Raw genomic sequence first — 16,020 nt, forward strand, 5'->3', positions numbered from 1 at the left:
CGGTGTGGGGCCACATCTTCTCGCCCTACCTCAACTTCCATGGCGGCAAGGGTATCGCCGTGGGCCTGGGCGTCATCCTCGCCTGGTACTGGCCCATCGGACTTTCGCTGCTGGGCATGTTTATCGTAGTGGCTTGCTTGTTCATTTGATACTTCCGATGACAATTTTGGCCTAGCGGGCGGCGGAATCAACCGAAGATGAGGCGCGTTGGCGCCGGGCGTCCAGATGCGTCATGCTGAAAATAGATGAAGCGTATGATTGACAAAACCATAGAGCCCGTCACAAATTGACTACTCCCAATGCTGGTCGTGGAGGGCGGCACCGAGAAAGTCGGCATCGAAAGGCACAGCTTCGGCAAAAGCGTAGTCGCCGTCGCTGGCGATGAGCAGGTAGTTCTCCTCGCCGCCGAACTCCGCATCGCCACAGGGGACCACCCAGACATGGGCGAATACCTCGAGTGCCGTGGCAGCGCAGTCGCGCAGGAACGTCACATCGCTCCCCTCGTTTGTGCTTACGATATTGGCAACGTAGACGCCACCGACATTTAGGCTGCCCCGCACCAAACGCAACGCCTCAACCGTCGCCAGCTCGCGTACGGGCTCGGCACCGCCAAAGCAATCGCTCACGACCACGTCGTAGCGACGATGACCAACACTCGTCACGCCCAGATAAGAGCGAGCCTCAGCGGTTATCACCCGCAGGCGATCGCCCGCCGTGCACTCCAGCTCGTCCAGATAGAACCAGCGGCGCGCCAGGCGCGTAATCTCTCCGTCATACTCGATGACGTCCATGCGCAAGCCCTCGTGCGACATCAGCGCGAACTTGGGATAGGCAAACCCGCCGCCACCCAGCATAAGCATGCGGTTGATACCGTGACCATAAGCATCACGCATCGCATCCTCGGACTCAAACACGTCGTCAAACGCACGATAGTACGCAAAGACGGGCTCCGCCCAACGCTCACCAACGTAACTTGCGCTTTGGTAGACGCTGCCTTGCACCAACACGCGAATCTCGTCGCCGCCCTCATCGTGCACGCGTTTCACACGCGCCAACCCATTGCGGGTTCGCGCAACCTGCAGACAGGCAGCACGAACAGCGACAGCGGCCGCACCAAGCGCCGCGGCTCCCAGAGCAACACCGGCAACGACGCCAGCAGAAACACTCGGCTTGTTCATCTAGAGCTCCTTTTGCAGATAGAGTCCATGGTCGCAAAAACCCAAATGGCGATAGTACTCGCGCGTACCGATTGCGCTAATCACGTTGATACGCGTATAACCCGCATCCCGGGCAATCTCGCACGCACGCTCTACGAGCAAACGCCCCAATCCATGGTGCTGGGCTGCCTGGCCTTGATCTCCCACGCGCGCCGCCATGCCATACACGTGCACCTCGCGAATCATCGCCTCGTCCGGTGTCGTCGGCAACTCATCCGCATGCGCGGCAACAAAAGCACGATCGGGCAGAGACAGACGCAAAAAGCCCGCGATCTTGCCCTGCGGCGTCACCCACTGCAAAAAGCGCTCGTGCGTCACCGGCGTCTCGTACGCCACTTCCTCGTCAAGGGTCAGCTCATGCAAGTCGGCGCCCGCCGTGCTAATCTCGCGATAGCGAATCTCACGCACTGTCGCGCCTTCCCCACGAGCCGACAAGCGGTTTTCAACGAGCTGACGCAGGTTGGGCTTCTTGTTGCCCACCATGATGTCGTCGGAGCTAAAGTCGCGGATCATGCGACTGATGCGGCAGAACGCCGGCGTCACCACGATGTCGTCGACCAACACATCGAGCAGCTCTTCCTCGGTATAGGGACGCCACTCGCCGCGCTCATAGCAGCCCACCAGACGCGAGCCCTCGATGAGCGCGCACGGGTAGACCTTGACCTCGTCGGGCATAAAGGCCCCTTCGGTCATAAAGCGCTCGTAGTCGCGCTTGTCCCCCTCGGGTGTGGCGCCCAATAAGTTGAGCATAAAATGCGCATGGATCTTAAAGCCAAAGAGGCGCGCAAGCGAAAACGCCTGCTCGATCTGAGCCACCGAAATGCGACGCTCGTTGATATCGAGCAAATGCTGGTCGAGGCTCTGGATGCCCATCTGAATCTTGGTGCAGCCCAGACGACGAATGAGCGTGAGCGCCTGTGGCGTCACGGCATCGGGGCGGGTCTCGATAACGAGCCCCACCACGCGATGCTTCGCCGTCTCGTTGATGCGCTGCTGACGCTCAAGCTCCTCCATCGTTGCCGTCTGCCACTCGGCAGACTCGCCCCATGGCGTACCGGGGCCGTACAGACGACGCACTGCGCGGTTATAGCCACCAACGACAGCATCCACACGCCCCTGCTCGTCGGCAACGCCGCTCGCAAGCTCGGCCTCGTCGGTCGCAATGCCGGCAGCCCGATAGCGCTCGCGGCGCTCTGTTACCACCGGCGGCAGGGCATCGGCGGGAGCGTCATCGAGCAGGCGCCCTGCCTCGGCACGGCTGATGCCCGGACGCGCCAACATGGGGTTTGCCGCCACACCGGCGACGGCATCGTCATTGAGCGCACGGAAAAGCTCCGACATAAACCACGTCTGATACCCTTGCGGATAGTCGCTCCAGGTACCGCCGAGCACAATGAGCTCTATCTTGTCGGTCGCATGTCCCATCTGCGAAAGCGCGGTCAGACGAGCGCTCACCTGCAGATACGGGTCGAAGCAGTTTTGCTCCGCACGGGCGCACGCCGGCTCGGCGTGCAGATAGCTTTTGGGCATGCGCAGATCGTTGGGGCAAAACAGGCAATCGCCCGAGCACGGCCACGGCTTGGTGATAACGGTAATGGTCGCCACGCCCGAAGCCGTGCGACGAGGCTTCATGCGAAGCACCTGCAGCAGCTGACGCTCCAGCTCGGAATTGACATTCCATGCCGCCCAACGCGCCGGTTCCTCACGCTTCACCCGCTGGTAAAACGGCAGCAGGCGACGCTTGGCCAAATCGCGCTTATCGGCGCCCTCGCGGCGCGCCTCAGCATGTATCAGTTTGGCGAGCGCTTTGTCGTCCACGGTCTCACCGCGACGCAGAGCGTCGAGTATGTTCAAGATAATCTGTTCCATGTCCCCATTGTAAAGGCAAAGGCGCCGAAGCCGACCGCGGCCCCGACGCCTTCATCAAACAGCGCATCTAAGCATCTAAGTTTGCGGACTTAGCCCGCCGTCGTCACTCCGGATCAAACGACATGTCGCCCGAACCGACCTTAAAACGATACGTGGCAGACTTATCACCGTTGTCGAATTCATGATTCAATATGGTCTCGCCGTCGTAGCCAAGCGGAAGGAAATCGCTCTCGAAGTCACCGCTGCCCACAGTTAGGCTCGCCTTAAAGCCCGTTGAGTTCGGAACCGCTATCTCCACGTCGCCCGAGCCCACACTCACGTCCATCGACTTCGCGGGGGCCTGATAGAGCTCGAACGTCACATCGCCCGAACCGACCTCGGCATTCAGGGTATCGGTCACGGTGCCAGTAAACTCAACATCTCCCGAGTCCAAAGTCAGGTTGAGGTCATGGCACGCAATGCCCGCGACCGTCAGATCACCCGATCCCACCTTCGCCGTAATGCCGACCAGGTTATCGGCAACTTCGCGCGGCAGTTCGACGGTAACCGTGCGGTCAATGGCGCGCTCGTCATCGCAATCGAACTGGCGAATCTTGAGCGTAGAGCCCTTGATTTCGGCCAGGTTCTGGGTTGCCGCATCGAAGGCAACGGTCCCCGTTGCCACGCGACCGCTTTCAATTACGCGCACCGGCCCGCCGGAGACGTGTTTGACCTCGACCGTGCCCGACGTCACATCCAGGTCAAGCGATGTGAACGCGTCGGCATCAAACGTTTCGCTCGAAAGTTGCTGAGGCCGAGCGGAATAGCTGCCGTCGTCCAAGAGATTGTCCTCGTCAACCGCATCGTCCATACCAGACAAGCCGGATACGACATCGTCGAGATCCCACGGGCCATCATAATGAATCAAAGTCCGTGAAATGCCAAAAACAAGCCCGATGATGAGCACAAACGCTCCGATGCCAACGCCCAGACGCAGTCTGGATTCATGCGAAAGCTTCATCATTCGTCACCCTCTTTGGCACACGGCTCAGCGGTGGCTGCGATAGCCACGTCAGCATCAGGTTCCGCAGAAGTATCCTTCCCCTGGGCCTTGACCGCCACCGGCGCCGGACCAACCTGGATATCCCCGCGCGCCCAATCGCCATCGAGCGCACGCGCCACCCAGTGATAGATGGGAATCGTAAAGAAGATCAGTGCGGGAAAAGGGCTGGCACCAACCAGGAACATCAGCAAAAAGAACAGCAGCCAGCACACGGCCCAATACGGGAACGACTGGAAGGGGCCCTTCACCGGAGTCGAGCCAACTGCGTGGCCACTCGTCGCCTGCGCCGTAGCAGCGTTGGCGGCCTGTGCACTCCAGCTTGCCGCCTGTGCCGCCTTAGCCGCGGCATCACTCGCCTGCGTTGCCGCTTCGGTGGCGCGCACCGCCGCCTCATGGGTGCGAGCGCGCTCTGCCGCCTCGGCCTCGCGCTGGCGGGCGCGGTCCTCGTTCTCAAACTCGATATCGTCCTCGATCTCGTCGCTCGGATTGAGCAGCTCGTCCAGACTCACGCCATAAAGCTTGGCGAGCGAGATCAGGTTCTCGGTATCGGGCGAGCTCTCCGCGCGCTCCCATTTGCTGACCGCCTGGCGCGACAGCCCCAGCTTTCGCGCCAGCCCTTCTTGGCTAAAGCCTTTGCTGCGGCGAAGGTCGGCGAGCCGCTGCGCAGTTTCTACATTCATGGTTCCTCCTATGCTTTTGCCAGCCGTGCCGCCGGACCGCTTTTGTTCTTAAGGCGCCTTGCACAGTTAAAATCTATCCGCCACCGCCAAAAACATGCCACCTATTTTAGTGGGATTTTTGACAACCGGCGGTTGCGGGCGCGCATGAGCTGCGAAAATGTGTCCAAACCAAGCAATGACCCGCAGCCCGGTTGTCCCCGTTGCGGCGATAACGGTAGTATGGTCGTACCGTTTATTCCGCACCGCCAACGGAGGGAGTCCCGCGCCGTGAACCGCGATTTCGCCTCATCGCTCATCCAGCTCAACAACACGTTCTATCGCGAGCACTCCGCCTCCTTCTCCGATACGCGCCAGGCCCCGTGGCCGGGCTGGGTCCGCACCATGGACATCGCACTCGAACAGCTCGACGTCGCCACCATCGAGCATCCCGTCCGTGTCTTCGATCTTGCCTGCGGCAATATGCGATTCGAGAACTTTGCCGCCGGCGGCGCACTTGCCGCCAAGGGCGTCGACGGTGCAAATCCCTCGGCAGATGCCAGCTGCCCGTTTGAGTTCTATGGCGTCGACTCATGCCAGGACCTGGCCATCGATGCACGTGGCCACGCCCTGCGCATTCCCAACCTGCACTTCCAGGAACTCGACGTGCTCGATGCCCTTATGAAACTCAATCCCGCCGAGACGCCCGACGTGCTTTTCGACGCCCCGCTCGCCGACATCTCGGTCTGCTTTGGCTTTATGCACCACGTGCCGTCGTGCGAGTACCGCGTGCGCGTGCTCGACGCCCTGGTGCGCCAGACGCGCCCAGGCGGCATCATCGCCATCAGCTTTTGGGAGTTTATGAACGACGAGCGCATGGCGCGCAAGGCCGTTCGAGCCGAAGCCCGCGCCGAGCTCACCCCGCCGTTTGAGGGTTACGCTTCCGCGCAGTTTGAAGCCGGCGACCACCTCATTGGCTGGCAAAACGACCGCCACGCCTACCGCTATTGTCATCACTTTGACGATCAGCAGATCACCGACCTGGTGCGCGGCGTCCGTACGTTCTACAAGAGCGGCGAGGTCCCCGTGCGCGAGCTTGAGCGCTTCCATGCTGACGGTCGCAGCGGCGATCTCAACCGCTATGTGATTCTCAAGCGCCTGTAGGCACCGGCGACTCGCCGTCGAGCCGCACCGCGTCTTTCGGGCAAACTATGCCCACCCCCTTTTCAACCCATTGACGAAACGCACAGCTATGCGTTCCATAATTTTGACCAAGGAGCCTCATGGGAGCCGTCCACGTTCGCACGCCTAAGAACTTTGTGCTCGAGGAGCGCTTGGAACGCTACGCCAATGCGATTGAGACGAATCCCGAGGCATATGCCGGAGATTGGCGCAAGGTTTGCGCGCCGGCTGGCGGCAAGCCTTTCGGACACCTTCACCTTGATCTTGGTTGTGGCAAGGGAACGTACCTTGTAGAGCGTGCGGCCCACGAGCCAAACACCCTCTTTATCGGCATGGACCAGGAACCCATCTGCATTGCCTATGCTGCCCAGAAGATATGCGAGCAGAAGCTGACCAACGCGCTCGTTCTGCCCCGAGGCGCCACATCGCTGCCGCAGCTATTTGCTGCAGGCGAGCTCGATGCCATCACCATTAACTTTCCCACGCCGCAGCCCAAGGCCAAGTACGCCAAAAAACGACTCGTCCATGTCGGCCATCTGATGCTCTACCGCCCGCTCTTTTCAACCGGTGCCACCGTCACGCTGCGAACCGACAGCAAGCCATTGCGCGACTACGCCCTAGGGCAGTTTGCCGCGGCCGGCTACGACACGCTTTGGGTAAGCGACAACGTCCGCCGCGACCATCCCAAGCACCCCGAGACCGAATATGAATGCCGCACGCGCGAGATGGGTGCCGTCGTCTATGGCATTTGCGCCACACCCGGCGCGAAGCCCAGCGATGAACAGCTCGCGGCGGGCCGCGCGCAGGAGCAAAGCCTTGCCTGCTACCTGCCCGATAACCTCGATGAGCTCACCTATGTACCTCTGGGCATGGAAGAAGCCGTCGAGAACTTTAGAAACCGCGCCCGCAAAGGCAAGAAGCGCCTGCCGCAAGAGCACTAACTTCACGCGCCCATTTCCTGCATTTTCTCGCGCGCTGGCACCCCGCGCCGCCGCTACGCCATAATAGTTGGCGGACAATCGCGAGAGAAAGCAAACACATGGCACAGACCACGACAGATACCACCGCCAGCACCGTCTCCGGCGCCGGGGCTGCCAGCTCATTCTCGGGCGGCACGGGAACCGAAGCCGAGTTCGGCTCGCTCGGCGCGCTCTCCCCCACCTGGTGGGAGCCCGAGGATGGTAGTGAGCCCGAACCATGGCTCACGCCCGATCAGGCCTTCGAACGCTTCTTTGAATGGACGAGCGACCGCGGCATTGAACTGTGGGATCACCAAGAAGAGGCCCTCATGGATCTAGCCGCCGGTGACCATGTCATTTTGGGAACACCGACCGGATCGGGCAAGTCGCTTGTCGCGCTGGGCATGCTCTTTATGGGCATGGCGCAGGGCAAGCGCTGCTACTACACGGCCCCTATCAAGGCTCTGGTCAGCGAGAAGTTTTTCGACCTTGTGCAGGTGCTCGGCCGCGATAACGTCGGCATGATCACCGGCGATACGCATATCAACACCAAGGCACCCGTCATCTGCTGCACGGCCGAAATCCTTGCCAATGACGCGCTGCGCGAGGGCGAAGATGCCGATGTTGGCTGCGTCGCCATGGACGAGTTCCACTACTTTGCCGACCCCGACCGCGGCTGGGCCTGGCAGGTGCCGCTGCTCACCCTGCCTCACACGCAGTTTATGCTCATGAGCGCCACGCTCGGCGATGTCACCGCCATCGCCGCCTCACTCGAGGAGCACACCGGCGCTACCTGTGACTTGGTCGTCGATGCCCCACGCCCCGTGCCGTTGAGCTACGACTACGTGACGACCTCGCTCGAGGGCACCGTCGAGCTCGCGATGCGTCGCGGCGAGGCCCCGCTCTATATCGTGCACTTTAGCCAGGATGCCGCACTTGCGACGGCACAATCGCTCGCCAATTTTGGCATCGCCAGCAAGGAGCAGCGCGAAGCCATCAAAGACGCGGCAAAGGGGACGAGCTTCTCGACGGCCTTTGGCAAGATTCTCAAACGTCTGCTTGGATGCGGCGTCGGCGTGCACCATGCCGGCATGTTGCCGCGCTATCGTCTGCTGGTCGAGCGCTTGGCACAGCAGGGCCTGTTGCCCGTCATCTGCGGCACCGATACGCTCGGCGTCGGCATCAACGTACCCATCCACACCGTGGTGCTCACCGCGCTCACCAAGTTCGATGGCTACAAGATGCGTCGTCTGCGCGCCCGCGAGTTCCATCAGATTGCCGGTCGCGCCGGCCGTTCGGGCTTCGATACCGAGGGCATGGTCATCGCCGAGGCACCGGAGCACGAGATCGAGAACGCCAAGCTCATGGCCAAGGCGGGCGACGACCCCAAGAAGCTCCGCAAGATTAAAAAGAAGAAGGCCCCCGAGGGCTTTGTCACCTGGAACAAGCAGACCTTTGAGCGCCTGATCGAGACGCAGCCCGAGACGCTCAAGCCGCGCCTGCGCATCACACACTCCATGGTGATTAGCGTGGTCGAGCAGGGCGGCGATGCCCGAGCCCGCGTACACGACCTCATCGAGACGAGCTTGCAAACCCCCGAGGAAAAGGCCAAGCTCGAGGTTCGCGCCGACGAGATCTTCGCAACGCTCATCGACTCCGGCGTCGTCGTGCGCACCGAGGTGCCGCCCGCACCCGACGCTCCGGCTGACGCCGCGCCGGACATCGACTACGCGCTGACGGTCGACCTGCCCGAGGACTTTGCCCTCGATCAGCCGCTCTCACCGTTCTTGCTTGCCGCGTTGGAGCTGCTCGACCCCGAGAGTGAGACCTATACCATGGATCTGATCTCGATGGTCGAGGCTACGCTCGAGGATCCCAAGCAGGTGCTGCGCGCACAGGAGCGCGCCGCACGTGATCGCGCCATGGCCGAGATGAAGGCCGACGGCGTCGACTATGAGGAGCGTCTGGAACGCATCCAAGACGTCACGTACGAAAAGCCGCTCGAGGATTTGCTCGACGCCGCCTTTGACAAGTACTGCCAGGAAGTGCCCTGGGCAAACGACTACCAGCTCTCTCCCAAGAGCGTTCTGCGCGATATGCTGGAAAGCGCGAGCGATTTTAAGGGTTACATTCAAAAGCTCGGCATCGCCCGCTCCGAGGGCATTCTGCTGCGCTACCTAGCCGAGGCCTACCGTTCCCTCGATCGCACCGTACCCATTGAGAAGCGCGATGAGCGCTTGCGCGACATTATCTCGTGGCTGGGCTTTGTGGTGCGCTCGGTGGACTCGAGCCTGGTGGACGAGTGGGAGAACGCCGGCAACCCGGCAGCCCTCGACGCCGCACCGCCGCAGGGCATCGACGAAGTCGTGACAGACCGCCGTGGCTGCACCCTGCTGGTGCGCAACGCGCTCTTCCGCCGCGTGACCCTTGCCGCCCGCGAGCATGTTCGCGACCTGGGCGAGCTCGACGACGACTGGGGCATGAGCGAGATCCGCTGGCAAAAAGCACTCGACGCTTACCACGAGCAGCACGAGGAAATCCTCACCGACGGAGATGCCCGCAGCGCCGCGATGTTTTCCATCGACGAGTCCGACGAGAAGACCGCGCACGTATGGCACGTGCACCAAATCTTTGCCGACGAGGATGGCGACCACGACTTTGGCATCATGGGCGATGTCGATTTGGACGCCACGCAAGACGGCGGCGAGGTCATCTTCAAAAACTACCGCGTCGGCTTTATCGAGGACCTGCTCGAGGACTAGTCGAACATACTGGAACGAAACAAAGCGGGGCCGCTGGCAACATCGCCAGCGGCCCCGCTTTTGCACTATACGCTATGCCTTACTCGGCATCCTCGACCTCATATGAATCCGCCTCGGCGGGCTCGTCGTTTGTCTCTGGCGCAGCCCCGCGCGCCTCGTCAAACGCCGCCTTCATGGTCTTGTTGCCCCACGTGAGCTTGCGAATCGTAAGATCGTCGGCTTTCTTGTTGGCTATGCGCAGGTTGTTCTCGGAGGACAGCAACGCCTCCTTGGTTTTCTGCAGATGGCTAATCGTCTTGTCGATCTCATCGATTGCCGTTTGGAACTTGCGGCTCGCAATCTCGTAGTTGCGGCCGAAATCATTCTTGAACTTTTCCATCTTGGCTTCGAAGTTCGTGACATCGATATTCTGCTGTTTGTACTCCGCCAGCTCCTGCTTATAGCGCAGCGAACCCATGGCGGCGTTGCGCAGCAGCGTGATCATGGGAATGAAAAACTGCGGGCGGATCACGTACATCTTCTCATAGCGGTAACTCACGTCCACGATTCCCGCGTTATAGAGCTCGCTCTCGGGCTCCAGCAGGGTGCAGAGCACCGCATACTCGCAGCCTTTCTGGCGACGATCGTGATCGAGTTTCTTAAAGAAGTCCTCGTTTTTATGCTTGGTCGCGGTCTCATCGTTCTCGTTTTTCATCTCGAACATAATCGAAATGACCTCGTTGCCGCTCGCGTCGCACTCGCGGAAGATAAAGTCGCCCTTGGTGCCCTCGGACGCATCGTTATCCTTCTCGAAGTACGCGTTAGGAAACGCCGTCATGCGCAGACGGTTAAACTCGGTCTCGCAGTGCTGCTCGAGCGACTCGCCCACCATCTTGGTGGACAGACGGACCTTCATGTCCTTAAGGCGCTCAATCTCTTCATCCTTGTAGCGAATCAGGTCATCGCTCGCGCGCTTGGCCTGCGCAAGCTCAAGCTCGTGGGCTGCCTTGGCCTGTTCCTCACGCGAGTCGCGCACCGCCAGCTCACTCGTCAGCTTGGCACGCGCTTCATCGCGCTCTCGCTCCGCCGCGGCGACCGCCTCCGACAGGTTCATTTTGGCCGTCAGCTCCTGTTCGCGCAGCTGCGCGCGCAGGCCCTCGGCCTCCTGCTCAGACTGAGCCCTTGCGGCGGAAAACTTCTCTTGTACTTTCGCGCGATAGTCAGTGAGCGTTCGCTCGGCCTCGCTGCGAGCGGCATCGAGCTCGCGCTGCGACTCAGCCGCAGCAGCGGCAAGCGCCATCTCCTGGGCCTTGTCCGCCGCGGCAAGCCTGGCCTGCAGCTCGGCAATCTGGGCATCACGTGCAGCTAAATCGTTTTGAGCAGCATTGCGCGCCGAAGCCTCGGCAAGCTTGGCTTCGTCATCCTTGCGTCCCAGCTGCGCACGCAAATTGTCAATCTCGCGCTGAAGCTCGGCATTTTCCTTTTGAGCGTCGGCACGGGCTTCAACCGCCGCGCGCTGGCTTGCGCTCTCGCGCTCTGCGGCAGCGCCCTCGAGCTTGGCGCGCAGCTCGGCGAGCTCAGCATCGCGCTTGGCGACTTCTTGCGCCAGTTTCTGATCCGCAGTGTTCTTCTGTTCGACAAGCTGAGCGCTGCGCTGGGACTCCGCCTCCTGCAAAGCAGCCGTCGAGCGCGAGCGTTCAAGCTCCAGCGCCTGCTCGCCCTCGCGCTGGACTGCCTTCACACGCTCATCCAGGTCGCGCGAAAACTCGGCATCGCGCACTTGCTTGACGATATCCGCATAGCCGGACGCGTCGACCTTAAAAACTTCGCCACAATGCGGGCACTTGATCTCATTCATAGCAGCTCCTCGATGGACGCAAATTTCAACCGCCTACACTCTACCGCGCCGCACGGACAAAAAGGCGCCGCCATAATGGCAACGGCGCCAGAACCACCACAAAGGTGCCTGTCCCCTTTGTGGTGGTTTGTGTGACGGTTCGAGAATTACAGTCCAAAGAAGCCGAGGATTTGATCACGGCTTACGGGCTTGTACTCGTTGGCATCGAGGCCGACATCGTAGCGGTAAATGGGGCGCTCGCGATCGCGGTTGCGTGCGTTGGTGCGGTCACCCCTGCTGTGGATATGCCCATGCAGCATAATGGCGCCACGTGCCTTGCCGTTCCAGCTGAGCATGGGGTAGTGGCTCATCACCAGACGATGACCCTTGGCATAGCCGGGAGCAATCTCCAGGTAATCGCGCACGTCTTCCCAAATCTGCGGTACGTCGGAATCTTCCCAGTCGCCGTCATGGTTACCGCGGATGAGCGTCATATTCTTGCATTCGATACGCTCGCGCAGGCGCACCGCCTCCGCCATGGGCAAGCGATACGTAAAGTCTCCCAGGATATAGAGGCGGTCGTCCGCAGCCACGCACTCATTGATGGCATCGATGACCTTGCGGTTCATCTCCTCGACCGAATCAAACGGCCGATCCATGTCGTGCAAGATATTCGTATCGCCCAGGTGCAGGTCAGCGGTAAACCACATCATCGTCTGTGTCCTCATTTCGCAACGCGTCTAACACGTGCCTAGTATACAGACGCTCTGGCGCGTCGGTTAGCCAAAGAGCCCGCCGAACAGACCTCGACGGCGTTTGTCTTGCTTTTTCGAAGCGTCATCCTGAGTTTTCTTATCCCGCCGCTTCTTACGGTCCCGCTCCAGCTCATCGTCATCGAGCAACAGGTCCCACTCAAACGGATCATCCGTCAAATCGAACAGGTCATCGTCGTCAAACATGGCCGCCTCCCTTACCGATTAGCGAGCATCCACCACGTAGAGTCCAACGCGCACCTGATGCCACGGGCTGCGTTCGGGAGCAACCTGTTGCACGCGGGCCTCAAATACGTCCTCATGGCCGTAATACATCATCAAGGACAGCGGGCCGACCTCGTTTCCCGGGATATAGCCAAGTTTGGTGTTGCCGTAGTAGATTGCAACCGCCTCGGGATCATGGGGATTATCGCGCTCGGCGCACAGCGTCAGCTTATCGCCCGCTTTAAGATCGCCTAGGACCAAAGCGCCGTCGGCATATTGAAATCCTGCGATGTGAAACGACAGAAGAACACATGAAGGCTCGTACATAGCAGCTCCTCTAACGGCCGGATAAACCGGCGCTTAACCTTATTGAGAAGTCTACGGTCCCGTGCGGACACAAATACATCCTGTCTGCGTCCTTCAATCGTTTGCCTCAACGCTTGCGCGACAGAACGCTTGCAGATAAGATAGGAACACGGATGGCACCCGTTGCCGCGGGTCTTGCCAACTCCGATACACGTTTTCATCGTGAGAAGTGGCCGTCTTCGCTTACGCGGGGGCGGCTATTTCATTCGGCCGATAAACAGACCGAGTTCGATAGCCGCAATCAACAACGCCAATAACGAAATAACATCGCTTACGTTCATACCAAATCCCTTCTAAAGGGAGTTGGCCCATCCGTGCTCCATAACAGTAGTCTAACGCAAAATGCAGGTAATAGGAACACTTGTTCGTATTACCTGCGCCCTTTTCTAATGCACAAACATGCGCACGAACTTGTGCTTCCAGCTTGCGTAAGGAGCATAGCGGAATGGCACGTCCAACCACGTTGCCTTGTTCACGATGCTCTTCTTGTGGCTAAACGTATCGAAGCTCTCGCGTCCATGGTACTGCCCCATACCGCTCGCTCCCATGCCGCCAAAGCCCATATGGCTCGTAGCCAAGTGCATGATGGTGTCGTTGACGCAGCCGCCGCCAAAGGGCACGTAGCGCACAAAGCGTTGCTGAACCGAACGGTCCTGGCTAAAGATATACAGGGCCAGCGGCGTCGGACGATCCGTAATAAACGCTTCGGCCTCGTCAAGGCTCTCAAACGTCAGCACCGGCAAGATGGGACCGAAGATCTCCTCCTGCATCACGGCGTCATCGGGGGACACGCCGTCCAAAATCGTCGGCTCGATCTTGAGCGAGGCCTCGCGCGCGGTACCTCCAAGCACGACCTTATCGGGATCGATCAGCCCGCGCACGCGCGCAAAATGCTTGGCGTTGACAATATGACCGTAGTCCTCGTTATCGAGCGGATACTCGCCAAACATACGGCGGACCTCCTCCTTGATGAGGCCCAGCAGCTCGTCGTGCACGCGCGTATCGACCAGCAGGTAGTCGGGCGCCACGCAGGTCTGCCCCACGTTGAGCCATTTACCAAAGGCGATACGCCGTGCCGCAACCTTCAAGTTTGCCGTCGCATCCACGATGCAGGGACTCTTTCCGCCCAGCTCAAGCGTCACGGGCGTAAGGTTTTTACTTGCGCGCTCCATAACGAGTTTGCCGACCGGAACGCTACCGGTAAAGAAAATCTTGTCCCAGCACTCGTCGAGCAGCGCTTCATTTTCGGCGCGCCCGCCCTCGACAGCCGTCACCAGGCGCGGATCAAATGCCTCTTCACAGATTTGCCTGAGCACCGCGCTCGATGCCGGAGCATAGGCGCTCGGCTTGATGACCACGGTATTGCCCGCGGCAAGGGCGCCAGCGAGCGGCTCGAGCGTCAGCAAAAACGGATAGTTCCACGGAGCCATGATGAGCGTGACGCCATAGGGCACGGCTTGCGTTTTGCACACGCTCACGGCGTTGGCGAGGTCACACGGACGCAGGCGCGGACGACTCCATCGAGCCACATGAGCGATCTGATGACGAATCTCGGAAAGTGATGTGCCAATCTCGCACATATAGGCCTCGTCATGCGACTTTCCCAAATCGGTCTTGAGCGCATGGGCAATATCGGCCTCGTGGGCCCGTACCGCATCGCGTAAACTCACGAGCGCGCGACGTCGAGCGTCGACATCAAACGTAGCGTGCGTCTTAAAGTAGGCGCGCTGATCGCCGATAATGCGCGCAATTTCCTCGGTGTTCATGGACCCTCCTAGTTCTCGTCCTCAAACATACCACCCGCGACGACCTCGTACATATGCTCGAGCTCCAGGCGGTCCATCAAAAGCGGAACGGGGTACAGCGGATTGGCCTCGGCATCGGCATGTGCCGCCATCTGCGGAATGTCGGAGCGGCGAATGCCCGAGACATATCTGGGGATTCCCAGGGTCTCGTTCATACAATCGATCCAATCGATAAAGGCCTCGGCCGCCAGGCTGTCCTGCGCGTTAACCGGCGCGATGCCGGCCATGCGGGCGAGATCGGCGAGCTTAGGAGTAGCAGCTTCGCCATAAGCGCGAAGCATATGCGGCAGGATGATCGCGTTGGCCAAACCGTGCGGAATTCCGTATCGGCCGCCCAGACTGTGCGCGATGGCATGCACATATCCGACATAGGAGCGGGTAAACGCGACGCCCGCCTTATACGCCGCCGAAAGCATATTGCGACGAGCGCGCATGTCGTCACCATGCTCATAGGCCTCGAGCAAATTGTCGTGGACAAGCTGCACCGCCTGTCGCGCCATCTTACGCGTATAGGGCGTGGTGCTTCGCCCGATAAAGGCCTCAACGGCATGCGTCAGGGCGTCCATACCCGTCTGCCCCGTAATGGAAGCGGGCAAGCCGCACGTAAACTCGGGGTCGTGGACTGCAAAACGCGGGATGAGCACAAAGTCGTTAATGGGGTATTTGTAGTGCGTCTCGTCATCGGTGATAACCGCCGCAAGCGTGACTTCGCTTCCCGTACCGGCGGTAGTGGGAACGGCGATGAGCAGCGGCAGGCGACGATGAATCCGCAGCAGGCCGCGCATCTTGTTGATGGGCTTGTTTGGCTGCGCAATGCGTGCGCCCACGCCCTTGGCACAGTCCATGGCCGAGCCACCGCCAAAGCCGATAATGGCCTGGCAGGCACTCTCTCGATACAGGGACGCCGCTTCTTCCACGTTTGAAACCGTGGGGTTCGCTGATGTTTTGGCATAGACCGCAACGCCAATTCCCTTGGACGCGAGCGCTGTCTCGAGCGGTGCCGTGAGCCCCAGACGGGCAATGCCGGGATCCGTCACGATAAGAACCCGCTGTATCGAACGCTTTTGAAGCACTGTGGGCACATCCTCAGCGTGCTCCAGAATGCGTGGCTCGGTATAGGGCAGCACCGGCAATGCAATGCGGAAAACCGTCTGATATGTTCGGCACCAGGCACGACGGGCTAGATGCATAAAGGAAACTCCTTTATTTGTTGATAGGTCAACATTTGCTCGACCGATTGTACTCAGCAGAGATCGCAGACGGCCTCCCAATCGTTAATCAATCAACATCTTCATATTTCAAAATTGTTTTATTAAAAATCATTCCTAATAGGCTTCACATTTGGTTGCATTTATGGATAATAGAACTC

Annotated in this window: 14 protein-coding genes; 4 read left to right on the top strand and 10 right to left on the bottom strand. The window is 60.0% G+C overall.

What is annotated here, in order from left to right:
• Positions 1–2 precede the first annotated feature (2 nt).
• Entirely contained in the window at positions 3–149 is a 147-nt protein-coding gene (locus tag AAAX34_RS00005; protein ID WP_349109820.1) for a glycerol-3-phosphate acyltransferase, read from the top strand.
• A 141-nt stretch (positions 150–290) separates the two neighbouring features.
• Here AAAX34_RS00005 and AAAX34_RS00010 read toward each other — a convergent pair whose 3' ends face one another.
• The 4 genes from AAAX34_RS00010 to AAAX34_RS00025 all read right to left on the bottom strand — a co-directional run bounded on the left by AAAX34_RS00010 (position 291) and on the right by AAAX34_RS00025 (position 4,808).
• Complete coding sequence (locus AAAX34_RS00010) at positions 291–1,178, bottom strand: fused MFS/spermidine synthase (protein WP_349109569.1); 888 nt, start codon at positions 1,176–1,178, stop codon at positions 291–293.
• Positions 1,179–3,086 carry a tRNA uridine(34) 5-carboxymethylaminomethyl modification radical SAM/GNAT enzyme Elp3 gene (locus AAAX34_RS00015; protein WP_349109570.1) on the bottom strand — a complete coding sequence of 636 codons (1,908 nt, stop codon included), beginning with the start codon at positions 3,084–3,086 and terminating at the stop codon, positions 1,179–1,181.
• A gap of 103 nt (positions 3,087–3,189) precedes the next feature.
• The gene (locus AAAX34_RS00020) at positions 3,190–4,086 is read right to left on the bottom strand and encodes a DUF4097 family beta strand repeat-containing protein (protein WP_349109571.1); all 897 of its coding nucleotides are present in this window, start codon (positions 4,084–4,086) and stop codon (positions 3,190–3,192) included.
• Complete coding sequence (locus AAAX34_RS00025; RefSeq protein WP_349109572.1) at positions 4,086–4,808, bottom strand: helix-turn-helix transcriptional regulator; 723 nt, start codon at positions 4,806–4,808, stop codon at positions 4,086–4,088. Before AAAX34_RS00025 ends, AAAX34_RS00020 begins: the two co-directional genes overlap by 1 nt.
• Before the next feature lie 267 nt (positions 4,809–5,075).
• Here AAAX34_RS00025 and AAAX34_RS00030 point away from each other — a divergent pair, with 267 nt between their 5' ends.
• From AAAX34_RS00030 to AAAX34_RS00040, 3 genes are all read left to right on the top strand, one after another.
• A complete protein-coding gene (locus tag AAAX34_RS00030) occupies positions 5,076–5,948 on the top strand; it encodes a hypothetical protein (protein ID WP_349109573.1) in 873 nt (290 codons plus the stop codon).
• Positions 5,949–6,067: 119 nt separating this feature from the next.
• Positions 6,068–6,907: a methyltransferase domain-containing protein gene (locus tag AAAX34_RS00035; RefSeq protein WP_349109574.1), complete on the top strand. Its 840-nt coding sequence runs from the start codon at positions 6,068–6,070 to the stop codon at positions 6,905–6,907.
• Between the two features lie 98 nt (positions 6,908–7,005).
• Entirely contained in the window at positions 7,006–9,687 is a 2,682-nt protein-coding gene (locus tag AAAX34_RS00040; RefSeq protein WP_349109575.1) for a DUF3516 domain-containing protein, read from the top strand.
• Positions 9,688–9,766: 79 nt separating this feature from the next.
• Here the strand turns inward: AAAX34_RS00040 and AAAX34_RS00045 are convergent, their stop codons facing one another.
• The 6 genes from AAAX34_RS00045 to AAAX34_RS00070 form a co-directional block, all read right to left on the bottom strand.
• Positions 9,767–11,524, bottom strand: a complete 1,758-nt coding sequence (locus AAAX34_RS00045) for a DUF2130 domain-containing protein (RefSeq protein WP_349109576.1) — start codon at positions 11,522–11,524, stop codon at positions 9,767–9,769.
• Positions 11,525–11,670: 146 nt separating this feature from the next.
• Positions 11,671–12,216 (bottom strand): metallophosphoesterase, encoded by a 546-nt coding sequence (locus tag AAAX34_RS00050; RefSeq protein ID WP_349109577.1) that lies wholly within the window; start codon positions 12,214–12,216, stop codon positions 11,671–11,673.
• A gap of 66 nt (positions 12,217–12,282) precedes the next feature.
• Positions 12,283–12,462: a hypothetical protein gene (locus AAAX34_RS00055; protein WP_349109578.1), complete on the bottom strand. Its 180-nt coding sequence runs from the start codon at positions 12,460–12,462 to the stop codon at positions 12,283–12,285.
• Positions 12,463–12,480: 18 nt separating this feature from the next.
• Positions 12,481–12,807 carry an HIRAN domain-containing protein gene (locus AAAX34_RS00060; protein ID WP_349109579.1) on the bottom strand — a complete coding sequence of 109 codons (327 nt, stop codon included), beginning with the start codon at positions 12,805–12,807 and terminating at the stop codon, positions 12,481–12,483.
• Positions 12,808–13,232: 425 nt separating this feature from the next.
• A complete protein-coding gene (locus AAAX34_RS00065) occupies positions 13,233–14,612 on the bottom strand; it encodes an aldehyde dehydrogenase (protein WP_349109580.1) in 1,380 nt (459 codons plus the stop codon).
• Between the two features lie 8 nt (positions 14,613–14,620).
• Positions 14,621–15,841 carry an iron-containing alcohol dehydrogenase gene (locus tag AAAX34_RS00070; protein ID WP_349109581.1) on the bottom strand — a complete coding sequence of 407 codons (1,221 nt, stop codon included), beginning with the start codon at positions 15,839–15,841 and terminating at the stop codon, positions 14,621–14,623.
• Between the last annotated feature and the right edge of the window lie 179 nt (positions 15,842–16,020).

This window comes from Collinsella sp. CLA-ER-H4 (assembly GCF_040092395.1).
Taxonomy (GTDB): Bacteria; Actinomycetota; Coriobacteriia; order Coriobacteriales; family Coriobacteriaceae; genus Collinsella.

What these genes read in the sequence shown, in the direction of transcription:
- AAAX34_RS00020 (WP_349109571.1), bottom strand. Translation starts at nt 4,086, where the DNA reads ATGAAGCTTTCGCATGAATCCAGACTGCGTCTGGGCGTTGGCATCGGA.
- AAAX34_RS00040 (WP_349109575.1), top strand. Translation starts at nt 7,006, where the DNA reads ATGGCACAGACCACGACAGATACCACCGCCAGCACCGTCTCCGGCGCC.
- AAAX34_RS00065 (WP_349109580.1), bottom strand. Translation starts at nt 14,612, where the DNA reads ATGAACACCGAGGAAATTGCGCGCATTATCGGCGATCAGCGCGCCTAC.
- AAAX34_RS00025 (WP_349109572.1), bottom strand. Translation starts at nt 4,808, where the DNA reads ATGAATGTAGAAACTGCGCAGCGGCTCGCCGACCTTCGCCGCAGCAAA.
- AAAX34_RS00060 (WP_349109579.1), bottom strand. Translation starts at nt 12,807, where the DNA reads ATGTACGAGCCTTCATGTGTTCTTCTGTCGTTTCACATCGCAGGATTT.
- AAAX34_RS00035 (WP_349109574.1), top strand. Translation starts at nt 6,068, where the DNA reads ATGGGAGCCGTCCACGTTCGCACGCCTAAGAACTTTGTGCTCGAGGAG.
- AAAX34_RS00015 (WP_349109570.1), bottom strand. Translation starts at nt 3,086, where the DNA reads ATGGAACAGATTATCTTGAACATACTCGACGCTCTGCGTCGCGGTGAG.
- AAAX34_RS00010 (WP_349109569.1), bottom strand. Translation starts at nt 1,178, where the DNA reads ATGAACAAGCCGAGTGTTTCTGCTGGCGTCGTTGCCGGTGTTGCTCTG.
- AAAX34_RS00045 (WP_349109576.1), bottom strand. Translation starts at nt 11,524, where the DNA reads ATGAATGAGATCAAGTGCCCGCATTGTGGCGAAGTTTTTAAGGTCGAC.
- AAAX34_RS00070 (WP_349109581.1), bottom strand. Translation starts at nt 15,841, where the DNA reads ATGCATCTAGCCCGTCGTGCCTGGTGCCGAACATATCAGACGGTTTTC.
- AAAX34_RS00055 (WP_349109578.1), bottom strand. Translation starts at nt 12,462, where the DNA reads ATGTTTGACGACGATGACCTGTTCGATTTGACGGATGATCCGTTTGAG.
- AAAX34_RS00050 (WP_349109577.1), bottom strand. Translation starts at nt 12,216, where the DNA reads ATGATGTGGTTTACCGCTGACCTGCACCTGGGCGATACGAATATCTTG.